At 40.5% G+C, this 21369-nt stretch carries 22 protein-coding genes; 7 read left to right on the top strand and 15 right to left on the bottom strand.

Annotated elements, in window-relative coordinates:
* Positions 1-310: 310 nt before the first annotated feature.
* From C1726_RS24995 to C1726_RS25060, 14 genes are all read right to left on the bottom strand, one after another.
* Positions 311-994, bottom strand: coding sequence for a cyclase family protein (locus C1726_RS24995; RefSeq protein WP_102275629.1), 684 nt, complete (start codon positions 992-994; stop codon positions 311-313).
* Between the two features lie 159 nt (positions 995-1153).
* A complete protein-coding gene (gene ade, locus C1726_RS25000; RefSeq protein WP_102275630.1) occupies positions 1154-2962 on the bottom strand; it encodes an adenine deaminase in 1809 nt (602 codons plus the stop codon).
* Positions 2963-2967: 5 nt separating this feature from the next.
* Positions 2968-3246, bottom strand: coding sequence for a EutN/CcmL family microcompartment protein (locus C1726_RS25005; RefSeq protein WP_053475957.1), 279 nt, complete (start codon positions 3244-3246; stop codon positions 2968-2970).
* Positions 3247-3259: 13 nt separating this feature from the next.
* Positions 3260-3985 (bottom strand): hypothetical protein, encoded by a 726-nt coding sequence (locus C1726_RS25010; protein WP_102275631.1) that lies wholly within the window; start codon positions 3983-3985, stop codon positions 3260-3262.
* 2 nt (positions 3986-3987) lie between these two features.
* Positions 3988-4269: a BMC domain-containing protein gene (locus C1726_RS25015; RefSeq protein WP_102275632.1), complete on the bottom strand. Its 282-nt coding sequence runs from the start codon at positions 4267-4269 to the stop codon at positions 3988-3990.
* A gap of 24 nt (positions 4270-4293) precedes the next feature.
* Entirely contained in the window at positions 4294-4644 is a 351-nt protein-coding gene (locus C1726_RS25020; protein ID WP_102275633.1) for a BMC domain-containing protein, read from the bottom strand.
* A 27-nt stretch (positions 4645-4671) separates the two neighbouring features.
* Entirely contained in the window at positions 4672-5637 is a 966-nt protein-coding gene (locus C1726_RS25025; RefSeq protein WP_102275634.1) for a hypothetical protein, read from the bottom strand.
* Positions 5638-5653: 16 nt separating this feature from the next.
* On the bottom strand, positions 5654-5917 hold the full coding sequence (locus tag C1726_RS25030) for a BMC domain-containing protein (protein ID WP_102275635.1): 264 nt from the start codon (positions 5915-5917) through the stop codon (positions 5654-5656).
* Between the two features lie 33 nt (positions 5918-5950).
* The gene (locus C1726_RS25035) at positions 5951-7288 is read right to left on the bottom strand and encodes a UbiD family decarboxylase (RefSeq protein ID WP_102275636.1); all 1338 of its coding nucleotides are present in this window, start codon (positions 7286-7288) and stop codon (positions 5951-5953) included.
* The gene (locus tag C1726_RS25040) at positions 7285-7875 is read right to left on the bottom strand and encodes a UbiX family flavin prenyltransferase (protein WP_235822848.1); all 591 of its coding nucleotides are present in this window, start codon (positions 7873-7875) and stop codon (positions 7285-7287) included. Before C1726_RS25040 ends, C1726_RS25035 begins: the two co-directional genes overlap by 4 nt.
* A complete protein-coding gene (locus tag C1726_RS25045) occupies positions 7868-8458 on the bottom strand; it encodes a cysteine hydrolase family protein (protein WP_102275637.1) in 591 nt (196 codons plus the stop codon). Before C1726_RS25045 ends, C1726_RS25040 begins: the two co-directional genes overlap by 8 nt.
* A 140-nt stretch (positions 8459-8598) precedes the next feature.
* Complete coding sequence (locus C1726_RS25050; RefSeq protein ID WP_102275638.1) at positions 8599-10059, bottom strand: dihydroorotase; 1461 nt, start codon at positions 10057-10059, stop codon at positions 8599-8601.
* 43 nt (positions 10060-10102) lie between these two features.
* Positions 10103-11431, bottom strand: a complete 1329-nt coding sequence (locus tag C1726_RS25055; RefSeq protein WP_102275639.1) for a nucleobase:cation symporter-2 family protein — start codon at positions 11429-11431, stop codon at positions 10103-10105.
* A gap of 383 nt (positions 11432-11814) precedes the next feature.
* Positions 11815-12171, bottom strand: coding sequence for a Na-translocating system protein MpsC family protein (locus tag C1726_RS25060; RefSeq protein ID WP_102275640.1), 357 nt, complete (start codon positions 12169-12171; stop codon positions 11815-11817).
* A gap of 256 nt (positions 12172-12427) precedes the next feature.
* Here C1726_RS25060 and C1726_RS25065 point away from each other — a divergent pair, with 256 nt between their 5' ends.
* The 7 genes from C1726_RS25065 to ade (C1726_RS25095) are packed head-to-tail and all read left to right on the top strand — an operon-like array spanning position 12428 to position 19577.
* Positions 12428-12919, top strand: a complete 492-nt coding sequence (locus C1726_RS25065; protein ID WP_102275641.1) for a (2Fe-2S)-binding protein — start codon at positions 12428-12430, stop codon at positions 12917-12919.
* The gene (locus C1726_RS25070; RefSeq protein ID WP_102275642.1) at positions 12919-13536 is read left to right on the top strand and encodes a nucleotidyltransferase family protein; all 618 of its coding nucleotides are present in this window, start codon (positions 12919-12921) and stop codon (positions 13534-13536) included. Before C1726_RS25065 ends, C1726_RS25070 begins: the two co-directional genes overlap by 1 nt.
* On the top strand, positions 13523-14398 hold the full coding sequence (locus C1726_RS25075; protein ID WP_102275643.1) for an FAD binding domain-containing protein: 876 nt from the start codon (positions 13523-13525) through the stop codon (positions 14396-14398). The genes C1726_RS25070 and C1726_RS25075 overlap by 14 nt, the downstream gene beginning before the upstream one ends.
* Positions 14395-16689, top strand: a complete 2295-nt coding sequence (locus C1726_RS25080) for a xanthine dehydrogenase family protein molybdopterin-binding subunit (RefSeq protein ID WP_102275644.1) — start codon at positions 14395-14397, stop codon at positions 16687-16689. The genes C1726_RS25075 and C1726_RS25080 overlap by 4 nt, the downstream gene beginning before the upstream one ends.
* A gap of 7 nt (positions 16690-16696) precedes the next feature.
* Positions 16697-17524 (top strand): XdhC family protein, encoded by an 828-nt coding sequence (locus tag C1726_RS25085; RefSeq protein ID WP_102275645.1) that lies wholly within the window; start codon positions 16697-16699, stop codon positions 17522-17524.
* A complete protein-coding gene (locus C1726_RS25090; protein ID WP_102275646.1) occupies positions 17506-17820 on the top strand; it encodes an XdhC family protein in 315 nt (104 codons plus the stop codon). Before C1726_RS25085 ends, C1726_RS25090 begins: the two co-directional genes overlap by 19 nt.
* A gap of 35 nt (positions 17821-17855) precedes the next feature.
* Positions 17856-19577: an adenine deaminase gene (gene ade / locus C1726_RS25095; RefSeq protein WP_180968329.1), complete on the top strand. Its 1722-nt coding sequence runs from the start codon at positions 17856-17858 to the stop codon at positions 19575-19577.
* Between the two features lie 56 nt (positions 19578-19633).
* On the opposite strand, the gene C1726_RS25100 is transcribed toward ade (C1726_RS25095), so the two are convergent.
* Positions 19634-21355: a glycosyl hydrolase family 18 protein gene (locus C1726_RS25100; protein ID WP_102275648.1), complete on the bottom strand. Its 1722-nt coding sequence runs from the start codon at positions 21353-21355 to the stop codon at positions 19634-19636.
* Positions 21356-21369 lie beyond the last annotated feature (14 nt).

Genomic DNA, 21369 nt, shown 5'->3' on the forward strand with positions numbered 1-21369 from the left:
CTACCAGGTTTTTTTGCGTAAACTGAATTTTATTTGCAAGTTACCAGGTTTTTTGCGTAAACTGAATTTTATTTGCAAGCTACTAGGTTTTTTTGCGTAAACTGAATTTTATTTGCAAGCTACCAGATTTTTTTGCGTAAAATGAATTTTATTTGCAAGCTACCAGTTTTTTTTGCATAAAATGAATTTTATTTGCAAGCTACCAGGTTTTTTGCGTAAAATGAATTTTATTTGCAATCTACCAGGTTTTTTTGCGTAAAATAGATTTTATTTGCAATCTGTCATAAGAATTTGGCAAGCAGCCAAATTCTTATTCAATGAACACCGCAACCGCTCTGATCGGAGATCCTGTTCCTTTTCTAATCCGAAGGGGCAAACCAAAATAAAGAAACCGCATCCCAGCTATTTGATCGAGGTTACATAAATTCTCAGTATTCGTGATCCCATATTCCCTGCATACAAGATGCCCTGAATAGTTAGAGTCATCCGGATGATCAATTGCAGGCGCATCAATCCCGATATTAACGACACCCTTATCTGCAAGCCATTTAGCCGCTTGATAATCAAGCCCTGTATAGGTTGTCAGCCACTCATCAGTTCCATAGGAGCGGTTATAGTGACCAGTATAGAGAAGAACAATGTCTCCCTTGTCGATAAATTGGCCTGATTGTGATAGGGCAGCTGCGAGATCACGGCTTGTAATGGAGCGGTCAACAGGAATATGTGAAAGATCTAAACATACGGCAGGCCCATAAAAATATTCAAGCGGCATTTCATCAATATATTTTCCATTTGGGTCAAATTCGTATGTAGCATCACTGTGGGTGGGACCGTGTTCATTGATGATTAAATTGTTAGTTGCGAAGGGGAATCCAATCTTTTCTAGCGTTTCTTCATGCGAAACATTTTGAAAAATCATAGTAGTTGGATGCAGTGGAAAGACAGGCATTCCATGATAGATTTCTTGTGTCAGATCAACTAATTTGACGCCCATGAAAATCTCCTCTCAAAAGTTTTTTTCTGGAAATGCAAGAATTGCTCGATAAAAATTGAAAAGTGCTAGTTAAATTACGAGGTTTGCTAGATAATTAAAAATAAGTGCTCGATAACTACCTTAAATTACTAAATAAATAGTATTTTATAAGATTTTTCATCACACAATCGTCGGAATAACCTCAAATTTATCCACGTCGATTAAGCCTCTATCAGTAATTTTCCATTTTGGGCTTGTAACTAATGACCAGAAGGATAGATGCATAAATGGAACTTCCATTCCGCAGCCAAGTACCTCTTTAGCAAGTCTTGATAGTTCATCAATTTTCTCGCTCATTTCTTTTCCAGTTAATTCATCTGTCATTAATCCGCCAATACGGAGCGGCAAATCCCCAACGACCTTTCCATCATTTATCATGGCAATTCCGCCATCCATTGCGATTACCCGATTAACCGCTGTGACCATATCCTCATAATTCGTTCCCGTTACAATGATATTATGTGTATCATGGGCAATACTTTCGGCAATGGCTCCGCTTTTCAAGTCAAAGCCTTGTAAAAAGGTTTTGCCAATTTTCCCTGTTCTTCCGTGGCGCTCGATTACAAGTAGTGGAAGCACATCCTGCTTCAAACAAGGCTGGATGATGCCATCTTTCACATTTAAGGTGAATTCACCGCCGCCGGTTAAGTTTTGGAATGGAATGGCTTCAATCGCACGCACTTTCACGCGGCTTCCGCTTGCTTTTATGATCATTTCCTCTTTCTTAACATGTTTGCGCTTTACTGATTTCTTTACACTTTCAGGATACGTATACGAGGGAATCTCCATAGTTAATTCGCCTTTTTCTGCCGCTTTTTTCCCTGCTAAATATACTTGGTCAATCGTCATATTTCTTAAATCGCTAATTACCGCGATATCTGCACGCTTTCCTGGAGCAAGCACACCTACATCCTTGAATCCAAAATGCGTCGCAGGATTGATCGTCGCCATCTGGATGGCTTCAACAGGATCCATTCCTTCAGCAATTGTTCGGCGAATGATGTCATTCATATGACCATTTCTAATCAGATCCGCTGGAACCATATCATCAGAAACGACAATAGCTCGTCTGGAGTCTAACCCTTCCTCGGTTATGGCACGAATGCATTCAGCCATATTCCGCTGTGACGAACCTTCGCGCATGAAAACACTTACACCATACCTAAGCTTTTCAACTGTTTCTTCCTTTGTTGTCGTTTCATGACAGGAAACATGCGTACCTCCGCTTATAATATGTGCTGCTAGCTCACGGCCAAATAACCCTGGTGCATTTCCTTCCACTGTTTTTCCGATTGCATTGGCATAAGTTACAGCAGCTACAAGGTCATCGATTAATTCAGGTGCATGCTCATAAACAGGTTTGATATTACTAAAACTCTGAATCTCCCCGATTCCCTGTACATATGGGTCGTTTAGCAAATCCTTCATATCCTTTGCAGTCACATCATACCCAGATGTTTCAAGACCCGGCGCATCAGGCACTGCACATGGAACAGTGAAGAGAATCCGGTTCGGCAGCGTTTTTGCTTCCTCAATCATTTCCTTCATGCCTGCAACACCAAGAACATTTCCAATTTCATGCGGGTCACCAATTAAAGTCGTTGTTCCAGTCGGGATGGATAGCTTCGAAAACTCAGTGCAAGTAAGCATTGCACTCTCAAAATGCATATGCGAATCGATAAATCCCGGGCTGACGAATTTGCCCTTGATTTCCTCAACCATTGTTTTCGGACCAATCAAATCCTTCACATTGCCAACCATCAAAATATGTTCACCCTTGATTGCCACATCTGCTTCATAAATTTCACGAGTAATGACATTTATAAAATAACCGCCCTGTAGTACGATATCTGCGTAAAGATTTGGATCTAGTAATACATCTATTAGTTTGCGATAATGCAATGCTTTCTTAACTTTTAGTGCGTCCATAAGCCTTAACCTCCTAACGTCGTTCCTTCTAAACTATCTATAATGCCAATAATTGCTGCATCAATAGGCGCCTCTTTATTCTTTATGGCTCTGCCTGCCATGCTGCCTGACACAAAGATCACTCGCTCTCCTATTCCAGCCCCTACCGTATCTACTGTAATTATGGGGTTCGATAACACATTGCCATCTATTCCAATCGGCTGAGTAATCAGAAGCTTTGTTCCTACTAAATTTTCATCTTTTTTTGTTGCTGTTACCCGGCCGACTACAACTCCCATTTGCATTTCCATCGTCCCCTTATTCAAACACAAGTGTAATATTCAGTTCTTTCGCTTTATCTCTGGCAAGTGGTGTCATAATCATATCCTTTGAAATAACAAATCTATTAATATTCTGCTGATGGAAATAACGAATGGTTTCCTCGTTAATAACCGTTTTTTTTATTTTTTTAATTGATAATTTCTCGTTTTCATCGATTAGGTTAATCCCCATATCCTTCAATTGCAGCATTTGATTATAAAGCATTCTTTTTAACCCGTTTGACCCTTTATCCATTCCTTTTAATCGCAAAAGCGGGTGATAAGGATCTGTACCTGCTTTTAAAGCAATTACCGTTTTTCCTGTTAACAAGGCGGTTAAAATCAGACGGACAAATATTCGTTGTTCATTAAAAGAAAGGATGTCTGCCACCAGAGAAAAAGAAAGATTAGGGATTAAGATAACATCTGTATGAGAGAGAACCTTTTCCGACAGCAAGTGATGAGGCATCCAGTTGTCATTGTGAAGGGTCTTTATTAATTCCTCGATTGACATCTGTGCAGTTACCTCTTCTTCAGCACTGAAACGGACAATTACTTCCTCCCTATCAATCTCTCTTAAAAAAGAAAGTCCTGAATCCATTCCAATCAGATGAGTGGTAATTAGAGCCAGAACTGTCATCTTCAGCTTTTTATTTCCCGAACGGTGAGCAAGAAGTTCATGCAGAGTATGCTCCAACAGTACACTCTGCTTTTCAGAACCCATCCTTATTCACCTTTTTTTGATAATAAGGCTCTTTCTACTTCACTATGCGGTCTAGGAATAACGTGAACAGATACAAGTTCACCTACACGGCTTGCTGCTTCTGCTCCTGCATCTGTTGCTGCTTTTACTGCACCAACATCGCCTCTGACCATTACTGTAACAAGTCCGAATCCAACCTTTTCGTAGCCACAAATTTCCACATTTGCTGCCTTTACCATCGCATCTGCTGCTTCAACAGCACCTACCAGCCCTTTTGTTTCAATTAATCCTAGTGCTTCACCCATTTTGCAGCCCCCTTAAATTGTTTATTATTCCTCATCTTCCTCTAAACCTGTATCATTCGGTAATTCTTCAATGACTAGCTTCTTTTCTAATTTAAATAGAGGCAAAAGCTTTCCAGCTACCTCTTGATGTGCCCTTGGAATGACATGCGAGGAAATCACCTTCCCAATTCGTTCAGCTGCATCCCTTCCTGAATCAACAGCTGATTTTACAGCAGCTACATCACCGCTAAAATGAACGGTTACTCCAAGATAGCCGCTCACCCCAATTACTTTCTCAATCCCGACAATTTCTACATCTGCTGCTTTAACAGCAGCATCAGCGGCCGAAACAGCTGTTAAATAGCCAACCGTTTCAATTAAACCAAGTGCCTGCAATCTTTTTCCCGCCCTTCAACATGCAAATTAGCTTAAACGCTCGGCTTGTTTTAGTAATTCTTCCGATACTTCTTTCACGTTTTCGTAGTTTCCGTGCAGTAATAAGTAGTTTCTTTCAATCTTAAAATTTATGTTTTTATCCGGTGATTTTTTTAAAAACCGATCTAACAGAAATAAAGTTGAGTAGTACTCTGTCCCTTCAAGGACAGCCACACCGTCCACTTGTGAATTTAAATCTAATTGCTTCATTAGCCAAGGGCTTGGTGAGTGAGCCTGATACACCTGTACTTGCTTATATGAGTTTTGTGAGAGACGCTGAAACAAAGTCTTAAGTGCCTGCTTTAGAAGATCCAAATGATCTTCATACAATTCGAGAACAAAGCTGTGCTTGTTATCTTTGTCCCATGACAAACAGTACTTCATAGCAGGGTGCTCTCTTAATAGTTCATTTAATATGAAAAGCTGTCCTGCCTGGCATTTTTGAGAGGTAACAACACCGATTGCATTTGATTTAATGGCTCTCTGAAAATATTGCAGCATCTTTGGATGAGGGCTCGAATATAGCCAGGCTTTTATGCCATCCCGTGTATGCCCAATCAATTGACTTTCTTCCTGAATATTATTTTTTCTAATGGATGAATGGTTTTGCTGTTGAAGTATGGGCTGATTCCCTTGAACGAGTGACAGTGTTTGGAGTCTTGCTAACGGATCTTTGTTATAGCTACTTGAAGGAGGCACATTTTCATTATTAACGATAGATCCGCTCTTTTCTCTTAGATCTCCTGACTTTTCATCGATAAAGGATAAGTTCTTCTGCCTGTTTTTTTGTTGATAGTTTGGCCGGTTCATTTCTGGAAGTGTCTGATGAGGTTTATTTACTGCTGCTGATTTTGAATAGATAAAGCGAGTCTCTCCGCCAAAAAGTGGATTCTCCTTTGGTTTATGATGTGGTTTCATTACTTCCTGGACGATGCTTTTCATAAAATCGGACAACGTTTAATCACCACCATTAAAGGATTTTGCTAAGTTCTGAATGGGGTCTAGGAATCACATTGAATGAAACAAGCTCCCCGCCGGTTCTGTTATGAGCTGTTTTGCCAATTTCAACAGCAGCTGAAACAGCAGCTACATCCCCTTCTACAATGACTGTTACAAGCCCTGATCCTACTCTTTTTAAATCGACTAAACTGACATTTGCCGCTTTTGCCATTGAATCAAGCGCTTCAATCGCAGCAATTAATCCTCTAGTTTCGATCATGCCAATTGCCTTCATACATTTTCACTCCCTATTAAAAAACACAAGACACTATAAATAGTCTTCCAGATTGATCTCTACTGGAATGGAGGTCCTTCGGAATAATTCTTCTTTGCCAAGCGGGTAGGTTGCATCAATCCCCATTTTGTCAGAAACTCCCCTCAAGTTATGAGACGATTCAAGCGGTGAACCTTTAGCACCTGCAACAATGAATATGTCTTCTGAAGCCTGTACTCTCGTGGCTACCGCCCATTCCACATCATCTGAATCAAAGAGATCCACGTCATCATTTACAACGACCACATGCTTTAAATCCTTATCGCTGGCGAATGCAGCTAGAGCCGCTTGCTTTCCATCGCCCTCAGACTTCTTTTTTATCTGAATGACAGCATGGTAGCGGGCCACACCTCCCATGGGGATATGTACACCCGTAATATTCGGAACAACCTGCCGAACAGTGCTTAATAGGGTTGCTTCACGAACAAGAGCCATCGGAAGCCTTTCTTCATAACTGGATGGAAAAATCGTTTGATTGATCGCTTGATTTCGATAAGTTACCGCTGATATTTCAACGACCGGCTGTGGAGATCGTGTACCATAATAACCTGCTAATTCTCCAAATGGACCTTCCATTTCTCTTTCTTGTGGCAGCATATGCCCTTCAAAGACAATTTCAGCTTCGGCAAGCACATCCAAATCTACTGTTTTACAGCGAACTACATCTAATGATTGTCCAAGCAAAGCACCTGCAACATTAAGCTTATCCGTATGGTAGAGATGTGTGCTTATTTGAGAGCTTAATACGACAGCAGGCACAACTCCAAACATAACAGCTATTTCCATCGGCTGCCCTAGTCTCTCATAATGAGCGTATTGCTCCATTAATTCTGGAGAGGTAATTAAGATATTTGTCCGATTTCCGCCCAAATATTGCATTCTCCTAATCGATGTATACCTTTTCTGTCCAGTAATATCTTTAACCACAAGAATACCGGAAACATAATAGGCTCCTGAATCATCAGCATGGTAAGAAGGAATCGGAAAAAGATCTGCTAAATCAAAATCTCCGGTAACTAAATTTTCCTGCACAGGTCCCGATTGCTTTAAAGTCGTTGGAATCGGATTCACGATAGAATCAATAATTTTTGGAATCAGTTCTGAAGAGTGGATACCCATGCTATCCGCAAGCAGCTCTCTGTCTCCTCCTAGCCCAGCTGCCATTTGTGATTGATACCCTTTTATTTTTTCAAAGAGGAATGGCTGCTTCCCTTTTTTCGAATTGATAATCGCTCCTAGTTCGTATAGGGGGTCTACTTCTTTTTTTATTCGATATACTATCCCTCTATTTTCCCAATCATCCAATAATGCTCTCATCGTTACAACGTTCATGCTTTTTCACCCCATCTTTCAAGCAAACGATGATCAATCCCAAGCATGTCGAGAATACGTGCCACCATGAAATTCGCTAGCTCCCATATTTCCGTTGGCTTATGATAGAAACCAGGAGAAGCTGGCATAATACAGGCACCCGTTTCTGCTAATTTCGTCATATTGCGTAAATGAATGAGATTAAAGGGTGCTTCACGTGGAACGATAATGAATTCACGCTTTTCTTTTAAAACAACGCTAGCTGATCTGCTTAGAAGTGTATCACCCACCCCATTTGCTATCGCTCCAAGCGTATTCATGGAGCATGGGACGATGACCATTCCATCTGTAAGATAAGAACCGCTAGCTACCGAAGCAAACAAGTTTTGATTGCTGTGAATCGTGGCATATTCTTTCAGCTCCTTCATCCCGATCCCGCACTCAAATTGCATGACTTTTTCTCCCATTTCCGTCGCAATGACATGCGTCTCAACATCTAATTGATGAAGGGCGCGGACCAATGTATACCCATAGATTGATCCGCTTGCTCCAGTAATCCCCACTAATATCCGCTTTTTTCTCTCACTTGTTTGCTTGAAATTAGACAACCCGTTCATCTTGGGAGAATTTACTTTTCACTGCTTCTTTATATTCCTCTGTCGTGAAAATATCACCAAAAATATCAATATCTCTTAGGCCAGATACATGCATATCCTCATCCTGTGAAGTGGTTCCATCAGAAATGCAAATAACATTATAGCCATGGTATAGAGCATCTGAAGCCGTGCTCCTTACACATACATTTGTCCAAACCCCTGTTAGTACCACCGTATCAATCTCTTCTTCTCTTAGAAATAGATCAAAATCTGTAAAACTGAAGGCACTATGTCTTCTTTTCTGGACGACATAATCTCCTTTCTCTTCATTCGGCGTAAGCTCTGGAATAAATTCAGAGCCCCATGTGCCTTTTACTGCATGCACGGGTCTCACCCGGAAATCGCGGTCATTTTTTCGATGTGCTTCCTGTACATGAACAACTTGAATTTGATTATCGTATGCAAAATCAATAAGTTCTCTTATTTTTGGCACAATTTTCACGCCATTTTTGCAGCAAAGCGCACCCTTTTCGTCAATAAAATCATTCAGCATATCAATAACCACAATACAATGCTTTTTTCCTTTTAACTCCACTAAAAAATCATCCTTTCTAGTTTTATCTGCGAAATGAAACTATTTATCTGCGAAATTTGAAATATATCTACGAATTCGCGAAATTTATCTACGATATTTTTAAAAAATCGATGTTTCGACAAAACTAAACATATTTCTGCTTAATTCTGCTTAACCATTTCCTTTGCTTCCACCTTAGCTGCTTCAAATTTCTCATACTTAAATGTTCTTTCTAGACGCTGAATGCTTTGGCGAGGTACATATTGGCCATAGCCCGCTTGCCCTACGACGCCTTTTCCATCTTCATAGACGACATTGCCGCGGATAATCGTTTGAACCGGCTTTCCTTTCAACTTCATCCCGTGCAGCGGGTTATATTTTGCCATTGATTCTGTTTTCTGTTCGTCGATTACGTATTCTTTTTCAAGGTCAATCACTGTGAAATCCGCGTCGCTTCCGATTTCCATAGAGCCCTTTTTCGGGTAGATTCCATAGTGGATTGCCGCATTTCGGCTCGTTACCTCAACAAATCTTGATAGTGATAAACGTCCTTTGTTTAATCCCTCACTTACAAGAATCGGCACCATCGTTTCAACACCAGGGATGCCCGGGAACGTATTCCAAATTGTTGCACCTGGAAAATCTTTTTCCGTAGCAATTTCATAAGGGGCATGATCGGTTCCAACAAAGTCGATTGTCCCGTCTGCTAGGGCTTGCCAGTGCGCCTCATTATCTTCCTTGCCGCGTAATGGCGGTGCAATTTTTGCAAAAGATCCCCGTTCAGACATCGAATCCTTTGCATTTAGCACCAAATAGTGCGGACATGTCTCAGCTGTTACCTTTACTCCCCGTTTTTTTGCTGCCTTAACAAGCTCTGCACCTTCCTTTGTCGTCATGTGCACAACGTGGACACGTGCATCTGTTGCTTCTGCAAAACTAATGATTAATTCGATAGCCACCTTTTCAGCAAGAGTAGAGCGCGCTTCTGCCCATGCAGGTCCATCAAAACGGCCTTCTTTTTCTAGTTTCTTTGAATTAAATGTGCAAATATCATAGTTTTCAGCGTGAACACCGATCGGCAAGCCTGTTTTGGAGACAGCCTTAAAAATCTCCAGCATTTCTGCATCAGAAACGCGAGGGAATGTTGGGACAGATGGTGTCATATACACTTTGAATGCAACAACCCCTTCATCTATTTGCGGGTAAACGTTGTCAAGCCAGCCTTCACGCGCATCCTCTCCAGTCATCCCGCCCCAAAAGCAATAGTCCACATATGCTTGATCACGGATGGGTCCAATTTTCTTTTGAAAGCTTTCCCCATCCCGAACAGAAGGCTTGCTGCAGCAAGGCATATCAATAATCGTCGTCAGCCCGCCTGCAATAGCCGATCGGCTTCCTGTCGCAAACGTTTCCCGATGGGTAAAGCCAGGATCCATGAAGTGTGTATGCGGATCGATACAGCCAGGAACAACTAGCTTACCGCCAATATCTATCACTTTTTCTGCATTTAGAAAACTAATGTCATTTGAATAACCAACTATTTTTCCATCATTTACGAGAATATTTGTTAATACTTGACGATCCCCCTGTGGGATATTTGCATTTTTTAAAATTAAATCCATATAATGACCTCCATCTATTAAAATAATTGGCTACTTTAAAATATCAAATGATCTCCATTGAATGATCATTTTTCAATTGTTCAAGCTGCTCACTCTTACTACTATTAATTTCTTTATAATTAAATACCAGATTTAATAAAATTGCTGTCAAACTTCCTACAACAATCCCATTTTCAACTAGTAAACGGACGCTCTCTGGAAGATTTCCAAAAATAGCTGGGACAACGGCTGAACCTAGTCCGATTCCAATTGAGCATGCAACAATGAGCAGATTTTCATTCTTACTGAAATCGACATTGGAAAGCATGCGAATGCCTGACGAAATCACCATGCCAAACATCGGAATCATCGCTCCTCCCAATACAGCCATCGGAATAATCGTTGTTAAGGCAGCCACTTTTGGCAATAGTCCAAGAATCATAAGAATGACACCCGCAGCAATAACAACATTTCTAGTTTTTATCTTCGTTAGCGCAACAAGACCAACATTTTGTGAGAATGATGTATATGGAAAAGAATTAAATATTCCCCCAATAACAACCGCAAGGCCTTCTGCCCGCAGCCCTTTTTTAATATCCTTTGAATCTAGCTTTCTTTCACAGACATCCCCTAAAGCTAGAAACACGCCTGTTGATTCGATCATGCTCACAATGGCAACAAGGGTCATCGTAAGAATAGCTGACACATTAAATGTAGGAAAGCCGAAATAAAAAGGCTGCACGAAATGGAACCACGAAGCATTAGAAACCTCATCAAAACTGACAATCCCCATAAAATAGGCAACAACTGTTCCTGCAATTAATGAAAGCAGTACCGAGATCGCACGCATATACCCTTTAAAAAATCGATTCATCACAATAATCAAGACTAGAGTTAATGTGGCTAAAAACAGATTTTCTAAGCTTCCAAAGCTTGGATCTCCCTGGCCGCCTGCAGCGTTATTCATTGCAACAGGGATTAATGACACCCCAATGATCGCTACAACGGATCCAGTAACAATGGGCGGAAAAAATCGCATAATCTTACTCATAAACTGCGATAAAATCATAACGATGATTCCTGAAGCAATGATCGCGCCATATATGGCCGTTATCCCCTGCATGTTCCCGATCGCAATCATTGGTCCAACAGCAGTAAACGTGCACCCTAGAATGACAGGCAGCTTAATCCCAAAATGTTTTCCGCCAATGACCTGCAGCAAGGTGGCAATCCCACATGTAAATAGATCAATAGATATTAGGTAAGCAAGCTGTTTGGCGTTTAATCCGATCGCAGGACCTACAATTAACGGTACGATTACAGCACCTGCATACATGGCAAGTACATGCTGAAATCCTAATGTACCCACTTTCCAAGAATTTAGCTTTTCCAAAGACATCCCCCCTGGTTTTTGCTTTGTACATTAAGAAAGAATAAATTTTCAGCGAGAAGTATATTCGACGCAGTCGAAAATTTTAGGAATGAAGTATAAGTGCAACTACGCCTCCGTCTTCGCCTTTTCAAGTCTCGCCAATCGGCGAGTTTTCTTTATTAAGCCTATCTATGAAAACCATTCGCAATGATCAACCCTCACCTCCTGCACTGGAATAGAACTATATATAAAAAACCGCAGCAATAGAGCACATCCTTGAAGCAGAATGGTCTATTGCTGCGGTTTCAATTAACTTTCGATCAACAAAAGCTAGCGTAACCGCTTTCAATATGGGATTAAAGATAAATGCGCACTGCACATCAATCTCTAATTTACTCTTTCTCTTACGTATATTCAGCAAAATAAATAATAGTACACGCTTCTTCGGTAAGAGGGTCATAATCTTTTAAGATCGTTTTTACCTTTAATTTCAGTGTACTTTCAATCTGTCCCTTAAATAGAGATTTAAATTCAGCAATCAATGCTGAATCAACCGAAATAGTAAGGTGGTGAAAGTTTTTGCTAAGCATTCGCAATGCCTGCACACGTTTATGCTGAGCGAAAATAATGACACGGTCATCAAATGTTTCAATCCGCTGCTTTTTCACACCCACACCATAGATTTCTTGGTTTACACGATTGTACAAAAAAGCAAGATCCTTTTTAAAGGTGTGCTGGAAATGTGTTGAAATAGTAGACATATTTGCCTCCTGTTCATCACTATATTAAATTAATCCACTTTTCATACCAGTATCGGAATTGGATATTTAGAATGGCGCCGAAGTAGAACGAAATACTAGGAACGAAACATTCTAGCAGATTACCTACTATTCTATCTAATCCTCACCGGAAAATATGTCAAATGCTGTAACCTAAAACCGTTTTCTGTTCGACGTTTTCTCGCAATTTCGCACATTTTTTTATGAATCATTTATTTATAAGCAAGGAGGAAAAAGGATGAAAAAAATAAATTTCACTGTAAATGGTACTCTCCACTCAGTCTCATGCCACCCAGCAAAAACATTATTGGATGTACTGCGGGTGGATTTGCAGATGACTGCGAGTAAAGAGTGCTGCGGGAAGGGCGAATGCGGGTCCTGCTCTGTCTTGCTAAATGGAGAGGTTGTCTGTTCCTGCTTGGTACTAGTTGGTCAGGTTGAAAACGAAGAAATAACAACTTGTGAAGGGATTGGTTTCATTTCCAATATGGATATTATCCAGAAATCCTTTGTAGAAGAAGGCGCCACACAATGCGGATACTGTACCCCTGGAATTATCGTCGCTTCAAGAGCATTTCTAAATCGTATTGATCATGTACCAACGATTGATGAAATTAAAACCGCACTTGGAGGAAATCTTTGCCGCTGTACAGGCTACACAAAAATTATTCAAGCCATCCAAACTGCAGCAAAAAAACAAAATATAGAAAAAGGAACTTTACCAATCTAATGAAAGTTGCAGCCATTCTCTTAGCCGCTGGACAATCCACACGAATGGGCAGCACAAAAGGTCTCCTCCCATGGAAAGGAAAGTCACTATTCGAACACCAGCTTCATGAATTAGATGCCTCTAATCTATCACAAGTCATTGTTGTAACTGGCCACAAATCGGAACACTTCATGCAGATCGCTGCCAGCTACTCGGTAACAGCCATTATGAATACCGAGTATTTAAACGGAAAATGCTCTTCAATATTGACAGGACTTCAAAGAGTCAGAAAAGAAACAGAAGCTGTTTTAGTTACTGCCATTGATCAGCCAACAGACAAATCAATCATTCATCAGCTTATCAGCACACTTCAACAAAACAACGCTTTGATTACTGTCCCCGTTTTCAGCGGGAAAAGAGGTCACCCTATTCTTTTTTCTGCAAAAATCATGAAAGATCTACTATCTATCAGCGAAGAAACAATGGGGCTTCGCCATCTAGTTCAAAAATATGATACGAACGTTATCGAAGTTCCCATTCATAACGAACTAATAAACCTCAATATCAACACACCATCCGATTATCAAAAAGCATTGGATTTGAACAATAAAAGGAGGGACAAAAATGCTAGTTTCTGAAATGGATATTATCTCACCCCAAACTGTTAAAGATTGCTTATACATTCTATCAAAAAATAAAACTGCTCATCGCTTAATAGCTGGCGGCACTGACGCAGTTGTGCGGATGAAGGAAGGAAAATGGCTCCCTGCAACTTGGATTAACATTAAAGGATTAAAGGAATTGCGCTATATTAAAGAAATAAATGGGGCGATACATATCGGTCCATTAACCACTCATACAGATATCATCCAATCCTCTCTTTTACAAAAGAAAGCGAATGTACTTGTTGAAGCAGCTTGTGAAGTGGGAGCTGTACAAATGCAAAATATGGGCACGATTGGCGGGAATATTGGAACGGCATCCCCTGCAGGTGATACGATTCCGGCTCTGTATGTTTTGGATGCAGCTATTGAACTTCAATCATTATCTAGCAAAAGACTCATTCCAATCAATCAATTTTTTACAGGTCCAGGGCGAACGGTAATGAAACAAAATGAAATGATCACAAATATAATCATCCAACAGCAAGCGGAAAACGAAATTGGGATCTTCCAAAAGCTAGGTCCGCGTAAAGCTCAATCAATTTCAATTGTGAATGTTGCGATAATCCTTAGCATGGCTAAGGATCGCGAATGCTTAGGAGGAAAAATTGCTTTTGGCTCCGTCGCACCAACCATTATCCGCGCAAAAAAATGTGAAGCACTCCTATCCTTACATCCCTTAACAGAAGACATTATTGAAAATATTGCAAAGGTTGCATGGAAGGAAGTTATGCCGATTACCGATGGGAGAGCTACAGCTGAATACCGGCGGGATATGGCAAGCGCACTGCTTGCGAGAGGTCTTTATCGCTTAATGAGGAGATGGGAAAGTAAATGAAACAATCATTAAATTGGGTAGGCAAGCGAGTCAAGCGGATGGACGGACCAGAAAAAGTAACCGGGGAATTAAAATATATGACAGATTATCATTTTGAAAATATGGTATGGGGCAAGGTTCTTCGCGCAAAATACCCTTACGCTAAAATTCATTCGATACAAACAGAAAAGGCTCGGCAGCTTCCAGGAGTCATTTGTGTTCTAACACACGAGGACATTCCAGGGTTTAATGGCTTTGGCATCGTCATTCCCGATCAGCCTGTCCTTGCCTTCGATATTGTCAGGTGCACAGGTGACGCTGTTGCATTGGTTGCAGCCGAAACACAGGAAATTGCTGAACAAGCACTGGGATTAATCGAAGTAAATTATGAGCCGCTTGAACCTGTTACAGATGCAGAACAGGCAATGTCTGATACAGCACCAAAGTTACATCCAGACGGCAATATTCATAGCCATGTGAAAATTAAAAATGGAAACACCGAAAACGCTTTTAAAGAAGCGGATATCATAATTGAGAATACATTCTATTCGCCTAGGCAAATGCACGCCTTCATCGAAACAGAAGGCGGATGGGGTGTGATGGATTATGAAGGGCTGATAACAATCCGCTGCCCTGGTCAATATGCACATAGAGATCGGATGCAGATTGCTCGAGCACTCGCTTATAACCCTGAGCGCATAAGAGTGATTTCCAGTCCAATTGGCGGTGCTTTTGGCGGAAAGGATGAAATTACTGTCCAAATTTACCTGGCACTCCTTGCGATGCATACGAACGGAAGACCAGTAAAAATCCACTTAAGCCGTGAAGAATCTGTGATTGCAGGCATCAAAAGACATCCTTTCAAGGTACAAATGAGAACTGCAGCCAAAAAGGATGGAACCTTGCTTGCAAACGAAGTAAGAGCGGTCGCTGATACAGGCGCCTATGCTTCTCTTGGCGGCGCTGTGATTGCCCTAGCCATTGAACACTCCTGCGGTCCATACAAAATTCCAAATGTGAATCTTGAAGGTTTCTGTGTATATACCAATAACGGCATTTCTGGAGCATTCAGAGGCTTTGGCGTCAATCAAGTCTGCATTGGAATTGAAACCCATCTGGATATGATTGCAGAAAAGCTTCAAATGGACCCAGTTGAAATTCGCAAAAAAAATGTATACCACCAAGGAGAGATTTCAAGCATGGGGCATGTCGTAAAGACAAGTGTCGGCACCTTTAAAACGCTCGAGGTCGCGGAAAATTGTGACCTATGGAAGAATCGCAACCAATACAAACAAGAAGCTAGTGAGCCTTGGAAAAAAAGAGGAGTTGCGTTGGCAACCTCCTTCCATGGGATCGGCATGGGTATTGGTCTGCCAGACTATGGAGCAGCTTCCATTGAACTTTTACCTAATGGAAAATTTTTAGTCGGTGTTAGCTGTGAAGAAATTGGCGGCGGAAATAGTACTGCCTATGCACAGGTTGCTGCCGAAATACTAAATTGTGATATAAATAAAATCAAGATTATTCAAGGAGATACCGCCAAAACACTTGATAGCGGGACCGTAACTGCTTCCCGCTCCACGTATACAGGCGGAAGAGCGGTTGCCACAGCCGCACCGAATATGATCAAGCTTCTAACAAATGCTGCTGCTGAAATTCTGCAAGTTCCTTTATCTGAAGTAATCGTTAATCATGACTGCTTATCTGCTAAGGAGCAAAATCTAACATATGAAGCAATCTATGAATATCTGTATAACCACCATAAATCAACCAGAGTAGAAGGACATTTCCTCCTCCCAAAGGAGAAGGCAGAAATAAAAGGTTCCGGCGGAGCTCCCCACCACTTGTACGGCTATTTAACTCATGTTGTGATGGTCGAGGTTGATACTTTAACTGGTGAAACAGATGTTCTTCGGGTTGTTTCCATCCCTGATGCTGGAAAAGTGATTAATCCTCAAGGTTTAGAAGGTCAGGCTGAAGGAGGCGCTGTTATGGGAATAGGCTACACACTTTATGAAGACGTAATCATCGAAGACGGCTTCCATAAAACTAGAAACTTTACTGATTACATTATTCCCACTATTCGAGAGACTCCCCTTATTGAAACCTTCCCTGTAGAGGATGAAGAACAAACGGGTCCTTTCGGTGCAAAAGGAATTGGAGAAGTAGTGATGATACCAATCATTCCAGCCATTATGTCTGCTATTTATGACGCTGTCGGTGCTAGAATTTATCATCTGCCAGCAACCCCGGAAAGAATCTTCACCGCACTAAAAGACTTGAAAAAACAAAATACTCAACCTTCAAGGTGAAAAAATGATGAACGACAGCTTATTCATAAAACTATCTGAATCAATAAAACAGCGCAAAGAAATCTTTCTGCTTACGATTACTGACTGTGACATGCACGAGCTGATTGGTTTTAAAGCACTTTTATTGCCTATGGGAGAATTTTATGCCGATTCTCCCTCGCCCATTTCTTTACAGCAAATGATCATGAATCATGCAGAAAAACTAGTAAGAAAAAAACGCTCAGGCACGTTTACTTTTACCTGGAATGGTTCACTAGTTGAATGTTTCGCCGAATATTTTCCAGTCCCGATCCATTTAATAATTGCAGGTGCTGGTCATGTTTGTGAGCCTGTCGCAAGAATCGGGAAAATGCTCGGATTCTATGTTACTGTCATTGACGATCGAGAGGATTTTGCAAACAGGGATCGATTTCCTCATGTTGATGAAGTTATCTGCCAGTCGTTCCTTCATTTTTTCAAGAAGACCGAGATAACAGCACAAACCTATATTCTTCTTCTGACAAGAGGACATAAATACGATGTTTTAAGTTTGCAGGAACTGCTGAATCGGAAAGAAAAACCTGCCTACATCGGAATGATTGGCAGCAGACGTCGAATTTCCGGTGTCTTTGAGCAATTAAAAGGTGATTTTCCGAATGAAAGCTTTGATCAGTTGTTTACACCAGTCGGACTTGATATTGGTGCACAAACACCAGAAGAAATCGCAATAAGTATTCTGGCAGAAATTTTAAAGTTGAAAAATCAATCATCTGGTTCCTCACTAAGCTTGATGATCCGCAAATATACGAAATTGGGGTTTCGTGAGGGGGCAATTAAATGGAACAGCTTCACATAATCAAAAGAACGATGGAGATTAAAGCTGCCGGTGAGAACGCAGCTTTAGCAACGATTATCCGAACAAAAGGCTCGACTCCCCGAAAAACCGGCAGCAAGATGATTATTTTTCAATCGGGAAGAATTGAAGGGACAATCGGCGGCGGCTGTGGAGAAGCAGAAGTCATTGAGAAGGCAATCGATGTCATCCAATCCTGTAATCCAGTTAAACATATTGTCGATCTGACAAAAGGGCTTTTCTACGAGGATGGAGGAATTTGCGGCGGAATCATGGAAGTATATATAGAAAAAATATAAGAAAGAGGGAAAAGCAATTGAAGCTCACAATTGATATGCTTAAAAGAAGAGTTGCTGCTGCAGCAAAAAGAGCTCCCGCTGATTTAGTTATTAAAAATGCAAAGATCGTCAATGTTTTTACAAGAGAAATTTTAGAAGATGATATCGCAATAGTAGATGGTTTTATTGCTGGGATAGGGCAGTTTGAAGGCTATGAAACGATTGATGCTGATGGAAAATACATCATCCCGGGTTTTATTGATGGCCATGTGCATATTGAATCAGCAATGGTTACCCCTTCCGAATTTGCCAATGTTGTCCTCCCCCATGGTGTAACAACAATCATTGCTGATCCACATGAAATTGCCAATGTTAGTGGAAAAAATGGCATTGAATACATGCTGAATGCATCTGAAGGAATCCCTCTGGAAGTTTTAATAAAGCTGCCCTCCTGTGTTCCTGCCACTCCATTTGAAAATGCAGGAGCAACCCTTGACTATACAGATTTAGCACCTTTTTATAGCCATCCGCGTGTGATCGGACTTGGGGAAGTAATGGATTACCCCTCTGTTATGCAAAATGATGAAAACATGCTCCTTAAGCTGTTTGATGCCTGTTCAATAGACAAACATATTGATGGCCATGCTGCGGGTATAGATGCAGATGGAATTAATGTTTATATGGCAGCCGGCATTCGGACAGACCATGAATGTGTAACGGCTGAAGAGGCATTGGAACGCCTTCGAAAAGGGATGTATGTCATGCTCCGAGAAGGTTCTGCTGCAAAGGATTTAATCACCCTCTTGAAGGCTGTGAATGAAAGCAATGCTAGGCGCTGTTTATTTGTAACGGATGACAAGCATTTAGATGAACTAATTGACCAAGGCAGCATCGACTATAATATTAGGCTGGCAATAAACGAAGGGCTAGATCCCATACTGGCGATTCAAATGGCCACATTAAATGCAGCAGAATGTTTTGGTCTAAAGTCTAAAGGTGCCATTGCTCCCGGATATGAAGCTGACTTCCTACTAGTTAACGATCTCCATCTTATTGAAATCGATCAAGTTTATAAATCTGGTAAGCTCGTTGCGAAAAACGGAAAAGTAATAAATTCTCCTATCTCTAAAATAGCACCCGCTCCATCAATTATGGATAGTGTGAAAATAAAACTGCCTTCAAGTGAACAGCTTCAAATTAAAATAGTCAATGGAAGAATGGCAAATATCATTCAAATCTTGCCAAACATGATTGTAACAAAGCATCTTGTTGAGGAAGTCGATACTTATAAAGGTCTATTTCAATATAATTTAGAGAAAGATTTATTAAAAATTGCTGTAATCGAGCGGCACAAAATGACTGGAAATATCGGTTTGGGAATTATTAAAGGACTTGGCATTAAAAATGGGGGCATTGCTTCAACTGTTGCTCATGATTCACATAATATCGTTGCTGCTGGTTCTTCAGATGAAGACCTTATAGAAGCAATTGCTCATACTTCGGAAATGAAAGGCGGCTTAGCTGTCGTTCAGAACGGAGAACTTCTTGCCTCCCTTCCGCTATCCATTTCAGGTCTTATGTCAGATATGCCGTCAATAGAAATATATGAACGAATAAAGGAATTAAATCAGGCATTAATTAAAATTGGGTGTACTTTTGAATTTAATCCGTTTATTACTCTCTCCTTTTTAGCCCTGCCCGTAATACCAGAGCTTAAAATCACGGATCTTGGTTTATTTGATGTAAAAACATTTAGTCATATTCATGTTGGAATATAAACATAGATGGACTTAAGAAAAGCTAGGGGTAAATAAAAACCCCTAGCTTTTTTAACTTACTTCTTTGTCACTTGACCTTCTTTTAAAGAAAGTGCCGTCCATGCGGATTCATCCGCAAAAAACCTTGACCAGCTGGCCACACCTGCCAGATCATATTTCATTGCCAATTCAGCACGTTTGCTTAAAGACAATTCATCTTCGAGCCAAATTTTATACGTTATTTGTTCTGTTTCGGAATATAGCTCCGCATAGTTTTGCCCGCTTGCTTCATCATATACAGGCGTTAATCCATTTTCCGTCAGCCACTCCTGTACTTTGCTCATCGATAGAGCTTTTGATGAAACCTCGCCATTATCCTTTTCGGCCCAGAGTCTTGCATATAGCGGAACGCCCAATACTAAGCGATCATTTGGAACGACTTCCAGCAGCTTTTGCAAGTTAGCCTCTACCCATGGAAGACTGGCAACACTTCCAGCAACTGGAGAGGATCCCCAATGCTCGTCATATGCCATAACAATCATATAGTCTACAAGACTTGCAAGCTTATCTCTTTCATAAAAAGCAGACCAATTTCCACTTGCAATAAATGTAACATCCATTGAAACGACAAGACCTGCTTCATGGAAATAAGGAACAGCTTCACGTACAAATTGGGTAATCAGCGGACCATCATCAGGATTTACATTTTCTATATCAAGATTAATTCCGTTTAAATGATAAATTTGACTGTAATGCAGGAGTTGTCTAATCATCTTCTGTCTTGTTTCAAAGTCTTTAAATGCCTCATGGGTTAGCTTGGGGTCAAACGCATTAGAAAATAGTCCCCATACCTGATAACCCTGCTTCTGCGCCCATGTGGAAAAATCAAGAGAACCTAAATTCTTTATCGCCCCACTGCTATCACCTAATTCAAACCATGTAGGTGAAATTACGTTAACTCCAGGCATTTTAGGCATCTTCGCAGGATCTGGATTTTTCGTATAAACGGCTTCCCAAGTGAGATGAATGGGTCCATCTATTTTCGGAACATTCACTTCCACTTTTTCACGTTGGATTGAAACTTTTTGAACAAGATCCTCTTTTTCAACAAAATCTTTTTTTAGATACCCTGCCATTCCATTTTCTTTTCTAACAAAATAGTAATCTTCCTTTTCCCCTTCTATAAAGAGCTTTTCATCTGGCACAGTTACAGCCGAATAAGGAGATTGTAAAGTAGCATCCATTCGTAAGCGTAATTTCTCCTCGTTTGTCTTTTTATCTGTCACATGACCGTGAACGATTGTCTCGCCATCCTTTTTCACCCAAATAGCATTCGTTTCTGGCGTAATCGAGTACTCGATAGGATAATAGGCCAATAAAGGTTCAAGGGCAATATACTTTTCCCCATTACTCACTTTAAAAATGGAAAAATGTAATTGAACAGGTTCTTCATTCACATAATAAGTTAGTGAATCAGATGGCATTTGTATAACCTTGTTTTTTGTTGTCAAAATAATAGAATTAGATTTTTCATCAAAGGTGATTGTGTCATCAATATACTCCTTAAGGAAAGTATATGGAATATAGACGCTTTCATTATCAACAATTGCATTTCCAGCCTGTTTTCCTTCGAATAAAATAGGATTTTCCCCCTGAAAATAAACTTCCTTCTCTGAGGAAGCAAATGGATAAAGCAATAAAGTGATACTTGTAATAATTAACAAAAATGCAATAAATAGGCCAGTAATAATCCACCCCATTGAATGCGATTTTTGTTTATGATATTCAACACGAGCCATTGTATATTTCCTCC

Source organism: Cytobacillus massiliigabonensis (assembly GCF_900199725.1).
Classification (GTDB): Bacteria; Bacillota; Bacilli; order Bacillales; family Cytobacillaceae; genus Cytobacillus; species Cytobacillus massiliigabonensis.